Here is a 16,076-nt window from a genome sequence, read left to right on the forward strand (position 1 = left end):
GGCCGGCGCTCAGGGAGCGTCCAGTTCTGCGCGGGTGATGCGGAGCAGCGCCGTGGACGGCGCGGTGGGCAGGGTCACGGTGAGGTCGGCGGTGTCGGGGTTCCAGGTGGCAACGGCCTGACGTGCGGTGGGGTACAGCACCTCGACACCGGCTGCGCCGCCCGCCCGGTCAGCCAGTTGGAGGCTGGTGGTGGCCTCACCGCCCGGGCGGCGCCAGACGGTGAGGTACGTGGTGGCGGGGGTGTGCAGGGCGAGAGCGATCCAGGGGTCGTCCCAGCCGGGCAGCCCGAGTGGCCAGGACGGCACGGCCCGGGGCAGGTCGGCGCGGACGGCCTTGTACACGGCGACCGCCTCGTGGACCAGGGCCCGGGCCTCGGGCCCCAACTCCGGCAGAAGGCCGGGGAGGTGGATGCGGCCGAGGAGGGCGCTGGCCATGGTGAAGGCGACCTCGTCGAGTGAGTCCTCCGGCTGCGGATAGGCCCACACGGCGCCCTGCTCGGGGGTGACGGCGGTGGGTGCGGAGGCCGCGATGGGCGCATAGAGGTGCAGGTTCTGCTGGTCGCTGGTGGACTGCAGTTGCAGCCGCGACAGCAGGGCGTGGTCCCAGCGCATGCCGCCCGAGGCGCAGTTCTCCACCACCAGGTGCGGATGGCGGTCCAAGAGGCCGTCGAGCCAGTCCAGGTGGGCGCGGTTGTGGCCGAGCAGGCCGGCGCCCGGACTCTCGCCGGGGTGGGCGCTGGTGCCGGAGCCGGGGTCGATGTTGTGGTCGAGCTTGAGGTAGCCGACGCCCCACTCGCCGACCAGGCGGTCCACGACCTGGTCCAGGTGGGCGCGGGCGGCCGGGTGGCGCAGGTCCAGGTGGTGCCGGCCGGACTCTGTGACCCGGACGCCGTCGCGGCGGAAGAACGCCTCGTCGGGCAGGGACTTGGCCATGGGGCTGCGTACGCCGATCACCTCCGGCTCCAGCCACAGGCCGGGCACCATGCCGCGCTCCCGGATGCGGTCCAGCACCTCGTGGATGCCCTTCTCCCCGGGGAAGCGTGAGGCGGCCGGTTCCCAGGTGCCGACGGTGGTCCACCAGCCGTCACCGCCGTCGTCGTACCAGCCCGCGTCGATGACGAAGTACTCGGCGCCGGCCTCGGCCGCCGCGTCGATCAGCGGCAGCAGCTTTTCGGTGGTGGGGTCTCCCATCAGGCAGTTCATGTAGTCGTTGAAGATGACGGGCAGACCCAGGTGGTCGGGATGCGGGCGGCGGTGGGCGCGTCGGTAGCGGGTCAGCGCGGCGAACGCGGCGTCGGGACCGCCGTCGGCGCTGAAGGACAGGGTCACCTCGCTGCGGAGCGCGGGGATGCCGTCCGGCGACCGGTAGGTCACCTCCGCGGCCAGACCGGTGTCCGGGTCGTGGAGTTGGACGGTCAGGGTGTGCCAGTCACCGTCGCGGGCCGCACGGTGGGTCCGGTGGCGCAGCCGCCCGCCGATCGCCGTCTGGACCAGGCGGCTGCCCGACCAGTCGCGCCCGTGCCCCGTGGCCGTCACCTCGACCAGAGGCAGGGACCCACGGGGGCCGTTGCCCGCCTCTCCGGGTAGTCCGAGGTGTGTCAGGCGGGCGCTGCCGTCGTCGCCGAGGACGAACTCGAGGTGCAGTGCCTCGTGACCCCAGCGGAAGCTCCGCTGTTCGGTTTCCATGGTGGCCTTTTCCAGGTCAGTGGCCGCGCAGGACCGCGCAGGCGCCGGGCGGCAGTTCATGGGCCGTCGTACCGGTGAGCAGGTCGTGGGCGGGATCCGGCAGGGGCACGGCGTCCTCGGTGTGGTTGATCAGGACGTGCCAGCGGCGGCCGTCGGCTGCGTGCCGGGTGACGGCTTCGACACCGGCCGGCAGGTCCGCCCGCTCCGGCTCGACGCCGGCTTCCTTCAGGAGCCGTCCGATCAGGGCGCCGTAGTCGGCCTCGTCCAGGCGGGTGGAGAGATACCAGCCCTGTCCGGTGCCGAAGCTGTGCCGGGTGAGTGCCGGGCTGTCCGTGAGCATGCCGTGGCCGTAGGCGGCGAGCGTCTCCGCGCCCTCGGCGCACAGGGACTCGCTCCAGACGGTGCCGTGCGAGCCGTCGGACAGGGTGATCCGCTCGTCCGTCCGCAGCGGCCGGTGCTCCTCGACGCGGATGCCCAGCGCCTCGCGCAGCGGTGCGGCCGGGTAGCCGCCGAGACGGGCGTGCATGCGGTCGTCGACGTAGCCGGTGGCGTGCTGGACGAGGAGCGTTCCGCCGCCCTCGACGTAACGGTGCAGGTTCTCCGCGCCCTTGTCGGAGAGCAGGAAAAGGGAGGGGGCGATGACCAGCCGGTAGCGGCTCAGATCGTGCTCCGGGTGGGCGAAGTCCGCCGTGACGCCCGCGTCCCACAGCGCGCGGTGCGCCCCGGCGAGCGGTGCGTGGTAGCCGAGGCGGGAGGAGGGCAGGCCGTCCACCTCCAGTGCCCACATGGCGTCCGGGTCGTCGAGCACGGCCACCTGCGCGGTGACCGTCGATCCCGCCAGCTCCCCGAGCCGCGCGACCGCCTCGCCTGTCTGTGTGACCTCGCGGAAGATGCGGCTATCGGGGCCCGCGTGCGGGAGCATCGCCGAGTGCCAGGTCTCGGCACCGGCCCGGGACTGCCGCCACTGGAAGAACAGGGCGCCCTCCGAACCGCGCGCGATGTGGCCGAGGCTGTGGCGCAGTACGTCGCCCGGCTCCTTGCCGATCACCTGGTCGCCGTCGTAGACGGTGCTGGTGCCCTGCTCCATCAGCAGCCACGGGCGGCCGCCGGCCAGGGAGCGGGAGCGGTCGGCGTAGAAGGCCACATGTGCGGCGCCGTCGAGGCCGTTCGCGTCCGGGTACTGGTCGGAGCTGACGACGTCGAGTTCGCGGGCGAACGCCCACACGTTCAGCCGCAGGTCGTAGGGCAGCATCAGATTCGTCGTCACCCGGCGGTCGCTGTGCTCGCGGATCGCGTCGCGCTGCTCGCAGTAGGCGGCGATGATCTCGTCGGCCCAGAAGCGGTGGAAATCCACTGTCTGGCCGGGGTTCTTGTGGTACTGCGTAGCGCGCGGAGGCAGGACCTGCTCCCAAGAGGTGTAGCGCTGGCTCCAAAAGGCCGTGCCCCACGCCTCGTTGAGGGCGTCCAGCGAGCCGTGCCGGGCGCGCAGCCACACTCGGAACGCGGCCGCCGCATGGTCGCACCAGCACAGCGTGCCGTACTCGTTGTGCACGTGCCACAGCGCCAGGGCGGGGTGATCGCCGTACCGTTCGGCCAGGGCGGAGGCGATCCGGCGGGCCGCGCTGCGGTAGGCGGGCGAGGCCAGGCAGTAGGTGTCGCGGCTGCCGTGGACTAGGCGGGTGCCGTCCGCCCTGACCGCGAGCGCCTCGGGGTGGGCGAGGGTGAACCAGGGCGGCGGGGAGGCCGTCGGGGTGGCGAGGTCGACGGCCACGCCGTTCGCATGGAGGCGTTCGACGTGGGCGTCCAGCCAGGTGAAGTCGTAGCGTCCCTCCTCCGGTTCGAGCAGGGCCCAGGAGAAGACACCCATCGTGGCCAGGTTGACCCTGGCCCGGCGCATGAGTACGTCGTCCTCCTTCCAGACCGGCTCGTCCCACTGCTCGGGGTTGTAGTCCCCGCCGAAGGCGAGGCCACCGAGGCGGTCGGTGATACTGCGTGCCGTCATGAGGCTTCCTTGGGTACGGAGAGACCAGTAATTCTCTGACGAGGCGTCAGGACAGGTCCGGGCACGCCCGGTTCATCAGGCGCCCGCCCGCAGCGGCACTTGGCGGCGGCCCGTCCTCGGCAGTTGTCGAAGCGCTTCACCTCGCAGGCGAAGGTAACGGAGAAGTTTCATGCGAAACAAGAGCCCCTGCGCCAAGGAACTTTCTTTCCCCTGCTCATTGACAGTTCCTCAGGGGCGACGGCGCTGTCGATGCGCTTCGACACTCGGCCCTTCATCGCCACAAGTCGGCTTCGGATGGAGCCGGCGCCGTTCGCGTCGGAGCAGTGCTCGACGACGCTACGGGGCCGCGGTCCGCCGAGATGGACACGGACCTGACGCAAAGAGCCAAAGCCCTGCTGGGTCAACTGCTTCTGAACCAGCAGGGCTTCGGCACGGCCGACGATGAGGGCGATCAGTGCCGGGCGAACTGGACCCGGGTCGGTTGCACGACGTTCGGCCGCAGGGCGATCCCGCTGACGGTCAGCTGTTCCCCGTAGATGTCCGTGATTCTGATCGTGCTGCCGCACCCACCGCCGTCGGCGGATATGAAGTAGTTGTAAGAGGTGCGGGGCAACTGCCGCCAGCCGCTCCCGGTGTGGACCTCCAGCCTCGCCACCGGATTGCGATGGCCGATCGCCTGGATGCCGCACCAGTAGGGGTTGGACCCGGTCTTGTACCTGATGGACACCGTCTGGGACGTGCTCGGGCTGACCAGGTTCCAGGTGATCGGGATCCGGCCGACCTTGAGGTCGGCGAGTTTGGCGAAGGCCTGCTGGCTGAGGTCGAGTTGCCCGGGTGCGCAGGGCAGGGGGCACTCGTTGGTGATCCGTACCGTGATGGAGGCGCCGTTCGCCGCGCGGACGTGGACGTAGGCGCCGCACGCCCTGGACGTCTCGTAGTCGGTGGTGTTCATCGCCGCGATCATCATGTCGTCGCTCGGGCCGAACCCGCAGGCGCCGTCTCCGTCGCCGGCTTCGTAGGCGGTGGCGACCCCTGGGTAGGTGGTCCCGGGCCGTATCCGCCCTGCCGACGATGCCGTGGTCGAACTCGTTCGCGCGGCCCGCGGGGTGGACGCGGCCGGCCGTCGTTTCGACGGGGTGTGTGCGGAAGCCTTCGGCGCCGGCGAGCCCGTCGCGGTCGGCGTGCCCGTCGCAGTCGGGGTGCCCGTGGGACTCGGGGTGCCTGTGGGGGGCGTGGCCCTTGCCGGGGTGCCGGCGGCGCGTGCGACCGCGACCGACGCCCCGTCGGTCCCGTGGTCGGGGAGCAAAGCCATGACCAGGGCGGCGACGACTCCCGCGGCGGCCAGCCCCACCGTGCCCATCATCAGCCTGCGTCTGTGCCTGCGCTGCCGTGCGGCCTGCCTTGCTGTCTTCATGCCTGTCCGTTCGGATGCTCGAGTCGACGGTGCACTGTTCAGTGGCCACAGGAAGCGCAAAGGTTGCCGACGATTTTTTCGGCTTGTCGACGAGGAGCGGTCGCCGAGCCCGCCCGGCGCAGGATGCCGCGCTCACGGACCCGGGGGGTGCGTTGTCGTCCGGACCGGTGGGCGGGGCGTCCATCCCGGACCGGCGGCACCGGCCTCAGCCCGTGCGGCAGCGGTGCGGGCCGGAGGTGTGCAGCACGGCGAGCAGACCGGGCGGGAAACCGGGGCCATGGTCGCGTACCCGCACGACCAGGCCGTCCACCTCCACCTCCACCTCCACCGGCGGGGCCTGTCGTGCGCCGGGCCCCCCCTTTCGGATGGCGGGGTTCCGGCCTGTCGGCGGGGGTGGTCCCGCTGGTCGGCGGAGTGAACACCGCAGGGGCCCGCGATGGGATGGAGATGCGGACCAAGACCATGAGGAGTTCGGAATGAGCAGAGTGAGGCGCGAGCCCCGCGAGATCATTACGCACGGCGAGGACGGCCTCGTGGTCCCGGACCGCCGCCCGGTCGAGAACGACGCCGAGCGCGGGCGGACGGCGGTCCTGAGCCCGAGGAACGGGCGCACCTCGTCGAAGGCCGCGGCCGGTCTGCGGCGGCTGACCGGGCTGTTTGGCCTGGGCGTTGCCCGGCGCAGCCGGCCGCTCACGGTCGACTGCCGGGTGATGCCAGGAGGCTCGCTCGCCTTCGAGGTGTCCGCCGGTCAGCCGGTGCCCCGGAACCGGCAGTTGGTCCTGCAGCCCCGGAACGAGAACATCGCCGCCACTGCGCAGATCCAGTTCGAACAGCCCGACACGGGCGGCGACGGCAGCGTACGGGCCGTCCTCGACAAACGTCACTGGGAGCTCGCCGAGGGCGACTGGGACGTGTTCCTCCGACGCGCGGGCGGCAGCAGGTCGCGCCCGGTCCGGGCGGGGCTCGTCGAGACGGCGCGCCTCCTGGATCCCGCGGTCCTCCGGGCGGCGGACGAGGGAGGGCGCACATGGATCCCGTACGCGACCGAAGACGGAGGACTCGCTGTGCGCACCTGGCTCCGGCCTGCGCACGCCGAGGTCGTGTCGGTCGAAGTGGACGACCACGCGATCCGCTTGAAGGGCTCGCTCCACGGAAGGACCGCGCGGGCGTACCACTACCGCTTCCTGGCGCGGCTCCAGGACAACGGCGGGCATCTCATCGACGCCCCTTGTTTCGTGGATCAGCACGGCGACTTCCGCATCACCCTGCCGGTCGACGTGGTGGCGGAACTCCATCCCGGGGGAGAGGCGCTGTGGGATCTGCGCCTGAGCGCATACGGCGGGCCGGAGATCCGCCTGGCGATGCTGGCCGGCGATCTCGTCGACCGCCGGGACGTCAGCGTGTTTCCGGCCCTCCGGTGCGCGGGCCCCGGCGGCGGGCTGTCGCTGCGGCCCCAGCTGACCCGTGATCACGACCTGGTGCTCAGAACCGCCGATACGCTGCTGGGCCGACCGTAGAGCGGCGAGGGTCAGAGGGCGACCAGCCGCCACTGCTGGTTGGTTCCCTCACCGACAGGCCACTGGATCACCTTGGCGCCGTTGTCCGCCGATCCGCCCTCCACGTCCGCGCACAGGCCGTTGCGGACGTTGACGAGCCGGACGTATCCGCCGCCCGCGTCGACCACCCTCCAGTGCTGGTTGTCGCTGTTGCCGTCCGGCCACTGGATGAGCTGGGCACCCTGTCCGGAGCCCCCGGGGCTGTCGACGACCTTGCCGCTGCGGCGGGAGACGAGGCGGAAGGAGCCGTCGGCGTCGGGCTGGAGCCGCCACTGCTGGTTCTCGCTGCCGGACCAGCCCCACTGGATGAGGGTGGCGCCGTCGGCGGTACTGCCGCTGGTGACGTCGAGCACCTTGCCGCTGCGTCGGTTTTCGAGCCGGAAGAAGCCGCTGAGCAGGGAGACGGTGATGTCGGTGCGCTGCCTGGCGGTCAGTGAGACCTTCCTGGCGTGGGTGCCGAGGGACGAGGGCGTGACGGTCGCGGTCGTGGCCACGGAGGTCATGCCGCGGCGGCTGATCAGCGTGACGTCCTGGTTGACGTCGGAGGTGACCGACAGGGTGGCGGTCCGGGCGTTGAGGTCCCAGGCGAAGCTGTGGATCCGGATCCGGCCGCGGGCCCGGACCCCGGTGATCGTGCCCTTCGGCAGCTGGTCGGGCAGCGCGGGGAGGATCTCCAGCACTCCGGGCCGGCTGTAGATCAGGGCCTCGGCCAGCACGCCGGGGATGGCGTTCGCGGCGTCGGCGTTGTAGATGTCGAGGTTCGGGTTGTGGGAGGTCATCAGCGACTTGAAGACCATGTTGTTGCCGAGGATCTTCCGCAGGTTGCCGTAGACCTGTCCGCCGTCCTTCAGTCGGGCCCAGGCCAGTGCCCGGTGCAGGCTGCCGTGTGCGGAGATGTTCTGGTCGCCGCGCAGCTCGAGGGCCCGCTGCGCCGGGCGGACCAGGGAGGGTTCGTTCTCGGGGTTGATCTCGTGCAGCGGCCAGGCGCCGTACAGGTGCTGGACATGCCGGTGGTTGTAGTTGTCGGTAAGGCTCGGCCATGACCATTCGGCCAGTGCCTTGTCGCTGTTGACGCGGTAGTCCGGGAATTTCTTCAGCAGCGCCGTCCAGCGGGCGACGCCCTGCCCGCCGCCCTGTTCGACGCCGAGGGTGTTGGCCGCGTCGATGGCGGCCTGGAGGGCGTGCTTGCCGGCCATGATGTCGCCGGTGGCGTTGGTCGAGAGGTACACGCCGGTGTTGCCGGGGGCGTTCTCCATGGAGAAGGACGGTACGAAGACCGCCTTGCCGTTCGCGTCGGTGCGGGTGAGGAAGTCCTCGTAGAACAGGGCCAGTTCCATCAGCGCGGGGCCGAGCTTGTCGCGCAGGAACGCCTGGTCGCCGGTGACCTGGTAGTGCTCCAGGAGCGGGTGGAGGAGCCAGTCGGCGCCGCCGGTCCAGCAGTGGCCGGGGAAGTTGCCGTTGTTGAAGTGGAGCATGTGGCCGTACTCGCCGTCGGTGCGGGAGGGGGCGAGGAAGCCGCGGGCTCCGTAGAGGTTCTTCGCGTTGGTGCGCCAGTCGTTCAGCTGGCCCAGGATCAGGTCGAAGTAGCCCTGCATGGACTCGGTCAGGTCGAGGATGTTGCCGCCCGCGACCTGGAGGTTGACGTTGGCGTCGGTGGTGAAGTCGTCGGCCCAGGCGGCGCCCCACGATCCGGCCCAGATGCCGGTGAGACGAGGCGGCAGAATGCCGCTGGAGCTGAGGAAGAGATAGCGGCCGGAATCGTAGAGCCGTTCCAGCAGCGCCGTGTCGATGACCGTGCGGTCGGCGTTCTGGCGGGCGATCAGTTCACTGACCGAGAGCTGCCGGTCGGCGGCCGGGACGTTCAGGTCGAGGCGGGAACGGTCGTAGACAGGGGTGTGCAGGGCGGTGTGCCGCGCGAGCAGCCCGGTGTAGTCGGTGCCGAGCGCGGCCAGTTGTGTGTGCAGCGGCTGGGAGTCCCAGCCCGTGGACGACTCGTAGCGGCCCAGCTTCGTCAGCAGCAGCACCTTGGCCGCCTTGGCCACCACGATCGTGGAGCCGTTGACGGTGACCGTGGCGCCGGCGCCCGAGGCGACGACGCGGGTGACGCCCTCGTAGCCGAAGGCGCCCTGCCCCGAGGGGTAGGTGCCGCGCAGATTCAGATAGCCGGAACCGCCGCTGACGGTGGCCCGCGTGGTGAAGCTCATGCTGCTGGGCAGCCCGGCGAGCGCGGTGTTGGTGCTCAGCGTGGTGTCGACGGTACGGCCGGAAGCGGGTATCAGCTCATGGACGATCACCTTGTCGGCCCGCGAGACGAACGCCCGCCGGGTCCAGGTGCCGAACTGGTCCGTCCAGCTCGAACTCACCTCGCCGGTACGGAAGTCGGTGACCCGTGCGTAGTCGTTGACCGTGGTCATGCCGGGCGTGTCGATCTGCAGTTCGTACGCGGGGTGGTAGGCCTGCGTCCAGCGCAGCGACCAGCCCGCGGCGAAGTCCCGGTTGGCCCCCGCGTAGTCACCCGCGAGTGCTTTGTCGCGGGCGCCTTCCAGACGGCCGGAGATCACCGGCGGGGTCACGTCACGGGTGCCGTTCGGCAGCACCAGCCGCTGATAGTTGAAGACCACCTTCTCCAGGGCGGCAGCGCCGTACAGCACGGCCCCGTATTCGCCGTTGCCGGTGAGGAAGCCGTCGGTCCAGGAGGAGGCCGGGGACGTGTCGTGGATGCCGCGCTCGGGGAGGGTGATCTGCGGGGGGACGGCCGCCTCCGCCGTGCCCGAGAGCAGGCCGCCTGGCAGGGCCGCGGCTCCCGCGGTCAGCGCGGCTGCGGTGAGGAACCGTCTGCGGTCCATGGCGCTGTCCGTCAAGGGGACTCCTGTGTCCGGTCGGCGGTGCGTGGTCGTGGGGGAGCGGAGCGGTGGCGTCGTCGTGGTGACCCACCGCCGCCCGGCCGACTTGGAGCGGAATCCGGGCGGCGGCGGGGGTTCGCGGGGAAGGGATCAGACGGCCGTGAAGGACCACAGCAGGTTGGAGCTGCCGCCGTACGTCCACTGCTTGGTGACGGAGCCCGAGGAGACGTTGCCGCCACCGTCGAGGACCAGGCCGGTGGTGCGGTTGGCGATCGAGTAGCTGCCGCCGCCCCGGTGGGTGATCTTCCACTGCTGGTTGCTGCCGCCGTTCCAGGCGGCCTGTCGGGCCACGGAGCCGTCCGCGGTGGCGCCCCAGCCGTCGGCGACCATGCCGTTGGTGCGGTTGACCAGCTTGTAGTAGCCGCCGCCCACATCGACCGCCTGCCACTGGAGGTTGGAGCTGCCGTTCCAGGTCCACTGCTTGAGGTTCGATCCGGAGGCGACGTTGCCACCGCTGTCCAGGGCGAGACCGTCGGTGACATTGGTGAGCCGGAAGTACGTCGACGGGTTGAACTGGACCCTCAGCGAGGTGATCTGATCGTTGTTCCCGGTGCCCCTGAGGTCGGGGTTGTCGGCGGTGAACGTCCAGGCGGTGCCGGTGAAGTTGTCACCGGAGTAGCCGATCACCTGGTAGCCCTGGGCCGGACGGAGGGAGGAGATGCTGCTCGTGCCGACTCCCGCCGCGGTCAGGTCGGCCGCGGTATGGTCGCCGAGGGCGAACGTGGCCGAGCGGCCGGTGTAGTTGACGTCCGTGAAGGCGACGGCCCCGGCGAGCGGCGTCATGGCCGGGATGGTGCCGGAGAAGGAGAGCTTCAGGACATAGGCGTTGGCGCTGTACGGCGCGGAGGACGGCAGGTTGACCGTGAGGCCGGAGGTGCTCTGGGTCGGCGTCGGCAGGTCGATGTAGGTGCCGGCGGTGGAGCCGAGAAGTTTCACCGAGGTCAGCGACGACAGGTTGATGCTGCCCGAGCCGAGTGTCTTGATCGTCAGCGAACTGCCCGGCCAGCCCAGGACGGTGGCGTACAGGACGTTGTTGTCCTTGTTGCGGGTGAAGCGAATGTCCTGCGCCGTGCCGGCCGTCGGATTGGTGAAGGCGCCGCCGCCCATCTTCGTCGGGCCCTCGCCGTACACGCTCCACGCGCGGGTCGAGTAGATCGACTCGCCGAAACGCTTCAGATGGTCGCCTATGCCGAGCAGGACGTCCTTCTGTGCCTGGGGGATGGTGCCGTCGGCCATCGGCGCGATGTTCAGCAGCATGTTGCCGTTCTTGCTGACCCGGTCGATGAACGAGTGCAGCATCTGCTGGATGCTGTAGTAACCGATGCCCTGGGTGTAGCACCAGCTGGAGCTGGAGATGCTGTCGTCGGTCAGCCAGTACGGCGTGGTGATGTCGGCCGGGCCGCCGCGCTCGTAGTCGAAGACCTCGCCCTTGCTGTTCAGGCCGTCCTTGTAGGTGGCGACGACCTCACGGCCCCAGCTGTTGGCCTGGTTGTAGTAGTACGACAGGAAGTTCAGGCGCTGGGTCTCGTCGATGGCGTCCAGCTTGAAGTCCTGCCACAGGATGTCGGGCTGGGCGCGGTCGATGACCTCCTTGAGCTTGTCGTACCAGAGCTGGTTCTCCGCGGCCGAGCCCAGCTGTCCGTAGAGCTTCTTCAGGCTCGGGTCCGTCTGGGCGGGGGCGTGCTCGTAGTAGCCGTTGAAGTTGTATGCGTGGTGCATGGCCACCAGCAGTTTGAGGCCCTTGGCGCGAATGGCCGTGGAGAAGAGCTGCAGCAGGTTCAGCCCCGGGCCCTTGTTCACCGAGTTCCACTCGTTGACCTGGCTGTCCCACATCGAGAAGCCGTCGTGGTGCTCGGCGACCGGGCCGGCGAACCTGGCGCCCGCGTCGACGAACAACTGAGCCCACTCGTTGGGGTCGAAGTTCCCGCCGGCCGACTTCAGCTTCGGCGCGAACTTCACGAAGTTGCCCGCCAGGTCCTGCGCCCCGTTGATGAAGTTGTGGTACGGCCATGCCGAGGGCTGGCCGTAGGTCGCGATGTGGTGCTGGTTGGCGTTGCTGCCCGCCTGGTACATGTTGCGCGGGTACCACTCACTGTCGTACGCGGGGACGCTGAAGACGCCCCAGTGGAAGTAGATCCCGAACTTCGCGTCCTGGAACCACTCCGGGGCCGGCGGGTGCTGGTCGACCGAGTTCCAGTCGGGCGTGTACGTGCTGGGCGCCGCCTGCGCGATGCCGGAACCGAACACACCTCCGGCAACGGCCGCCGCGGCGACGCACGTGGCACCGGCCAGGAAGTGGCGTCTGTTGATCGAACTCGACATGGAGACATCCCTGATGCAGAGGGGGCAGGGGAGGGGAGGGCGCCGCTTGTTACGGATGAAGGTCCGCCATGTCTCCCTGGGATGTCAACGGGTGTGCAGGGATGAAAAGCGCTGCACGGCAAGGTAGTTGGACGTACTTAAGGCGTTTCTGTTGCGATTTGCGACTGCCTAAACATGGCATGTCTGTCGGGGCTCCATGGCCGATTCGGATCATCCAAGCGCGAGGATTGATGGGATGGATCTTGCCTTCCTGCTGTCACCCCACATCGATCCTAGGTGGGCTTTGAGCTGGCATTACGGTTCTCATTCGCTCGTGGGGGTAGACAGGACGCCGAGGGCGCCCCTATAAACATCCCATCTCTACCGCACGGCGATACGCAGATGTCGTCGAGGCGAAACATCTCCCGCTACGGGACCGGCGCGAGGAAGCACCGATGAGAGTCAGAACCGCCCTCTGTTCAGCCGTCTCCGCCCTGTCCGCACTGGCGTTGCTGAGCGCTTGCAGCAGCGGCTCCACCAGCAATGCGTCGTCGAGTGACGCGCCGCTGGTCGGCGTCGACTACCCGCGCTCCGACACCGACTTCTGGAACTCCTACATCAAGTACACGCCCCAGTACGGCAAGCAGCTGGGCCTGGACCTGAAGACGACCAACTCCCAGAACGACGTCGCCAAACTGACCGCCAACGCGCAGACGTTCATCAGCCAGGGCGTCAAGGGAATCGCCATGGCCCCGCAGGACACCGCCGCCATCGCGCCCACCCTCGCGCAGCTGGAGGCGAAGAAGATCCCGGTCGTCACCGTCGACACCCGCCCCGACAGCGGCAAGGTGTTCATGGTCGTACGTGCCGACAACCGTGCCTACGGCGAGAAGGCCTGCCAGTACCTCGGTACCAAGCTCGGCGGCAAGGGCAAGGTCGTCATGCTGGAGGGCGGTCTGGACTCCATCAACGGCCGTGACCGCACTGAGGCGTTCAACGACTGCATGAAGAAGAACTACCCGGACATCAAGGTGTTCGGCGAGGCCACCAACTGGGACGGCGCCGTCGCCGCCCAGAAGCTGCAGACCGACCTGACGGCCAACCCGGACATCAAGGGCGTCTACATGGAGGCCAGCTTCGCGCTGTCGGGCACGCTCCAAGTCCTCAAGCAGAAGGGCCTGTTGGTGGGCCCGAAGGACAAGAAGCACGTGTTCGTCGTGTCCAACGACGGCATCCCCGAGGAGCTCAAGTCCATCGCCGCGGGCAAGATCGACGCCACGGTCTCGCAGCCGGCCGACCTCTACGCCAAGTACGCCCTGTACTACGTCAAGGCCGCGATCGACGGGAAGACGTTCAAGCCCGGCAAGACCGACCACGACAGCACCATCATCCAGGTCCGCGACGGCGTGCTCGAGGACCAGCTCTCCGCCCCGCTCGTCACCGCCGACGGCGCCACCTACGGCGGCGTGCCCAGCGTCAAGAGCGACGACAAGTCGCTGTGGGGCAACAACCTCGGCTGATTCGCCTTCCGGAACAACGGCCCAGAAGAACAACGGCCCACAAGAACAAGGCGGTTGAGATGAGCGACGGGGAGCGAGCAGTCACTCCCGCGCCCGCCTCGGCGGACGACGGGCGGGCCCCCGCGGACCCGCCCGTCGTCGAGGCGACGGGCATAGTCAAACGATTCGGTCCGACGGTGGCCCTGAACGGCGCCCGGATCACCATCAGGCCCGGCGAGACCCACGCACTCGTCGGCCGCAACGGAGCCGGCAAGTCGACCCTGGTGTCGGTCCTCACCGGCCTTCAGGCCCCCGACGAGGGAACGGTGACCTTCGGCGGCGAGCCGGCACCCCGGCTCAGCGACCGTGACGCCTGGCGCCGGCGCGTGGCCTGCGTCTACCAGAAGTCGACGATCATCCCCACGCTGACCGTCGCCGAGAACCTCTTCCTGAACCGGCACGACCACGGACAGAGCCGGCTCATCAGCTGGCAGGCCACCCGTCGCCGCGCACAGGACCTGCTGTCGGCCTGGTCGGTGGACGTCGACCCGCAGACCCCGGCCGCTGAACTGAGCGTGGAGCAGCGGCAGTTCGTGGAGATCGCCCGCGCGCTGTCCTTCGGCGCCCGGTTCATCATCCTCGACGAGCCGACCGCCCAGCTCGACGCGGCGGCCATCAACCGCCTCTTCGACCGCATCCGCGACCTGCAACGCCAGGGCGTGACCTTCCTGTTCATCAGCCACCACCTCCAGGAGATCTACGAGATCTGCGACATGGTGACGGTGTTCCGCGACGCCCAGCACATCCTGACCGCGCCGGTCGCTGACCTTCCCCGCACCGACCTCGTCGCCGCCATGACCGGCGAGGCGGCGGCCGACCGGCTCGAGGAACGAACGAGCGCCCTCGACCCCGGTGCCACAGCCGCACTGAGCGTCCGCGCTCTGCGCGGCGACGCGTACGACGACGTCAGCTTCCAGATCGGGGCCGGCGAGATCGTCGGCCTCGCGGGGGCCGCCGGCAGCGGTCGTACCGAGGTCGCCGAGACCGTCGTGGGACTGCGGGCGGCAGCGGCGGGCGAGGTGGAGATCGCCGGGAGCCGGCCCCGGCCGGGCAGTGTGCCCGCGGCGCTCGCCGCAGGCGCCGGGTTCGTCCCCCAGGACCGGCACCACCAGGGCTTCGTGCCCGGCATGTCGATCGCGGACAACGCCACCCTGTCCGTTCCCCGCAGGCTCGGCTCCAACGGCTTCCTCAGCCGCAGCCGCCGGGACCGGCTCGCCGAGGGCATGATCGAGAACCTCGCGATCAAGACTCCCGGCCCCGACCTGCCCGTCTCCGCCCTGTCCGGAGGCAACCAGCAGAAGGTCGTCATGGCCCGCGCCCTCGCCGACGACCCCCGGCTGCTGGTCCTGATCAACCCGACCGCAGGGGTGGACGTGCGCTCCAAGGAGTTCCTCCTCGGCAAGGTCGAGGAGACCGCGGCCACCGGCACCGGAGTGCTCATCGCCTCCGACGAACTCGACGACCTGCGCATGTGCGACCGGGTCCTGGTGATGTTCCAGGGCCGTGTGACCTCAGAGATCGCCCGCGGCTGGCACGACCACGACCTGGTGGCGGCGATGGAAGGAGTGGACCTCGATGCCTGAAACCGTCCTCGCGGACACCGCCGCCGCGGGCGGCACGGAGCCGACGCCCAAGCGGACCGTGCTGCTCGGCGGCCGGATACCCCTGGCCCGCCTGCGCGACCTCGCGCTCGTCCCGGCCATCGTGGTCATCGCGATCGTCGGACAGATCGTCAACCCGGTGTTCCTGCAGGCCGACAACCTCATCAACGTCCTGCAGACCATGTCCGAGATGGCCCTGCTGGTCCTCGCCCAGACGATGATCCTGATCGTCAAGAAGATGGACCTGTCGCTGGAGTCCACCATGGGCCTCGCGCCCGGTGTCGCGGCCTGGCTGGTCGTGCCGGTCGGCGCGGGCCACGGACTCGGGCTGCTCCCCGGCGCGTGGTCGATCCCCGTCACCCTGGCCGTGGGCGCGCTCGTCGGCGTGATCAACGCCCTGCTGATCATCCGCTTCGGCCTCAACGGCTTCATCGTCACCCTCGGCATGCTGATCGTGCTGCGCGGCGTCCTCACCGGCATCTCCGGCGGCCAGACCTTCTTCCAGCTGCCGCAGTCGATGCTCTACCTCGGCACGGCCGAATGGTTCGGGATGCCCGCGTCCATCTGGGTCTGCCTGGTGCTGTTCGCCGTCGCGATCGTGGTGCTCGGCTGGACCAGCTTCGGGCGTTCGCTGTACGCCATCGGCGGCAACGTCGACGCCGCGAAGGCGGCCGGTGTCCGCACCGACCGGGTGCTGTGGATCGTCATCGTCACCGGCAGCGTGCTCGCCGCCCTCGCCGGGCTGATGCTCTCCGGACGCCTGGCCTCGGTGGCCTCCGCGCAGGGCAACGGCTATATCTTCACCGTCTTCGCCGCCGCCGTCATTGGCGGGATCAGCCTCAACGGTGGCAAGGGCACCATGTTCGGGGCCTTCTGCGGCATCCTGCTGCTCTTCATGATCCAGAACGTGCTCACGCTGGCGGGCGTCCCCGCGCAGTGGATCGGCGCTCTCAACGGCCTGATCATCCTGGTCGCCCTCGCCATCTCGCGTATCACGGGCGGCAAGGTCCAGGAGTGAACCGGCGGGCGTCCAGGACGCCCGCCCTCCTCCTCC

10 protein-coding genes are annotated in these 16,076 nt (G+C 69.6%); 4 read left to right on the top strand and 6 right to left on the bottom strand.

Annotation, left to right across the window (positions count from 1 at the left end):
* Positions 1-9: 9 nt before the first annotated feature.
* The 4 genes from ACFY10_RS23215 to ACFY10_RS23230 all read right to left on the bottom strand — a co-directional run bounded on the left by ACFY10_RS23215 (position 10) and on the right by ACFY10_RS23230 (position 5,430).
* Positions 10-1,686 (bottom strand): glycoside hydrolase family 36 protein, encoded by a 1,677-nt coding sequence (locus tag ACFY10_RS23215; RefSeq protein WP_390667057.1) that lies wholly within the window; start codon positions 1,684-1,686, stop codon positions 10-12.
* 16 nt (positions 1,687-1,702) lie between these two features.
* Positions 1,703-3,688 carry a beta-galactosidase gene (locus ACFY10_RS23220; RefSeq protein WP_390667058.1) on the bottom strand — a complete coding sequence of 662 codons (1,986 nt, stop codon included), beginning with the start codon at positions 3,686-3,688 and terminating at the stop codon, positions 1,703-1,705.
* Positions 3,689-4,139: 451 nt separating this feature from the next.
* Positions 4,140-5,102 (bottom strand): expansin EXLX1 family cellulose-binding protein, encoded by a 963-nt coding sequence (locus ACFY10_RS23225; RefSeq protein ID WP_390667059.1) that lies wholly within the window; start codon positions 5,100-5,102, stop codon positions 4,140-4,142.
* Between the two features lie 205 nt (positions 5,103-5,307).
* Positions 5,308-5,430, bottom strand: a complete 123-nt coding sequence (locus tag ACFY10_RS23230) for a hypothetical protein (protein WP_390667127.1) — start codon at positions 5,428-5,430, stop codon at positions 5,308-5,310.
* Between the two features lie 148 nt (positions 5,431-5,578).
* Between ACFY10_RS23230 and ACFY10_RS23235 the strand changes: the two genes are divergently transcribed.
* The gene (locus tag ACFY10_RS23235) at positions 5,579-6,619 is read left to right on the top strand and encodes a hypothetical protein (protein ID WP_390667060.1); all 1,041 of its coding nucleotides are present in this window, start codon (positions 5,579-5,581) and stop codon (positions 6,617-6,619) included.
* Positions 6,620-6,630: 11 nt separating this feature from the next.
* Here ACFY10_RS23235 and ACFY10_RS23240 read toward each other — a convergent pair whose 3' ends face one another.
* Together ACFY10_RS23240 and ACFY10_RS23245 are read right to left on the bottom strand one after the other, a co-directional pair.
* Positions 6,631-9,519, bottom strand: coding sequence for an RICIN domain-containing protein (locus ACFY10_RS23240; protein WP_390667061.1), 2,889 nt, complete (start codon positions 9,517-9,519; stop codon positions 6,631-6,633).
* 132 nt (positions 9,520-9,651) lie between these two features.
* Positions 9,652-11,883: an alpha-L-fucosidase gene (locus ACFY10_RS23245; RefSeq protein ID WP_390667062.1), complete on the bottom strand. Its 2,232-nt coding sequence runs from the start codon at positions 11,881-11,883 to the stop codon at positions 9,652-9,654.
* Between the two features lie 434 nt (positions 11,884-12,317).
* Here ACFY10_RS23245 and ACFY10_RS23250 point away from each other — a divergent pair, with 434 nt between their 5' ends.
* From ACFY10_RS23250 to ACFY10_RS23260, 3 genes are read left to right on the top strand one after another with little or no spacing between them, the layout of a single operon-like run.
* Positions 12,318-13,382: a sugar ABC transporter substrate-binding protein gene (locus ACFY10_RS23250; protein ID WP_390667063.1), complete on the top strand. Its 1,065-nt coding sequence runs from the start codon at positions 12,318-12,320 to the stop codon at positions 13,380-13,382.
* Between the two features lie 59 nt (positions 13,383-13,441).
* Entirely contained in the window at positions 13,442-15,004 is a 1,563-nt protein-coding gene (locus ACFY10_RS23255) for a sugar ABC transporter ATP-binding protein (RefSeq protein WP_390667064.1), read from the top strand.
* Positions 14,997-16,040: an ABC transporter permease gene (locus ACFY10_RS23260; RefSeq protein WP_390667065.1), complete on the top strand. Its 1,044-nt coding sequence runs from the start codon at positions 14,997-14,999 to the stop codon at positions 16,038-16,040. The genes ACFY10_RS23255 and ACFY10_RS23260 overlap by 8 nt, the downstream gene beginning before the upstream one ends.
* Positions 16,041-16,076: the final 36 nt, after the last annotated feature.

Origin of the sequence: Streptomyces sp. NPDC001401 (genome assembly GCF_042895385.1) — a bacterium.
Classification (GTDB): Bacteria; Actinomycetota; Actinomycetes; order Streptomycetales; family Streptomycetaceae; genus Streptomyces.

Bases quoted from the DNA above. Each gene is read 5' to 3' on its own strand.
- ACFY10_RS23215 (WP_390667057.1), bottom strand. From the start codon at position 1,686: ATGGAAACCGAACAGCGGAGCTTCCGCTGGGGTCACGAGGCACTGCAC.
- ACFY10_RS23220 (WP_390667058.1), bottom strand. From the start codon at position 3,688: ATGACGGCACGCAGTATCACCGACCGCCTCGGTGGCCTCGCCTTCGGC.
- ACFY10_RS23225 (WP_390667059.1), bottom strand. From the start codon at position 5,102: ATGAAGACAGCAAGGCAGGCCGCACGGCAGCGCAGGCACAGACGCAGG.
- ACFY10_RS23235 (WP_390667060.1), top strand. From the start codon at position 5,579: ATGAGCAGAGTGAGGCGCGAGCCCCGCGAGATCATTACGCACGGCGAG.
- ACFY10_RS23245 (WP_390667062.1), bottom strand. From the start codon at position 11,883: ATGTCGAGTTCGATCAACAGACGCCACTTCCTGGCCGGTGCCACGTGC.
- ACFY10_RS23250 (WP_390667063.1), top strand. From the start codon at position 12,318: ATGAGAGTCAGAACCGCCCTCTGTTCAGCCGTCTCCGCCCTGTCCGCA.
- ACFY10_RS23255 (WP_390667064.1), top strand. From the start codon at position 13,442: ATGAGCGACGGGGAGCGAGCAGTCACTCCCGCGCCCGCCTCGGCGGAC.
- ACFY10_RS23260 (WP_390667065.1), top strand. From the start codon at position 14,997: ATGCCTGAAACCGTCCTCGCGGACACCGCCGCCGCGGGCGGCACGGAG.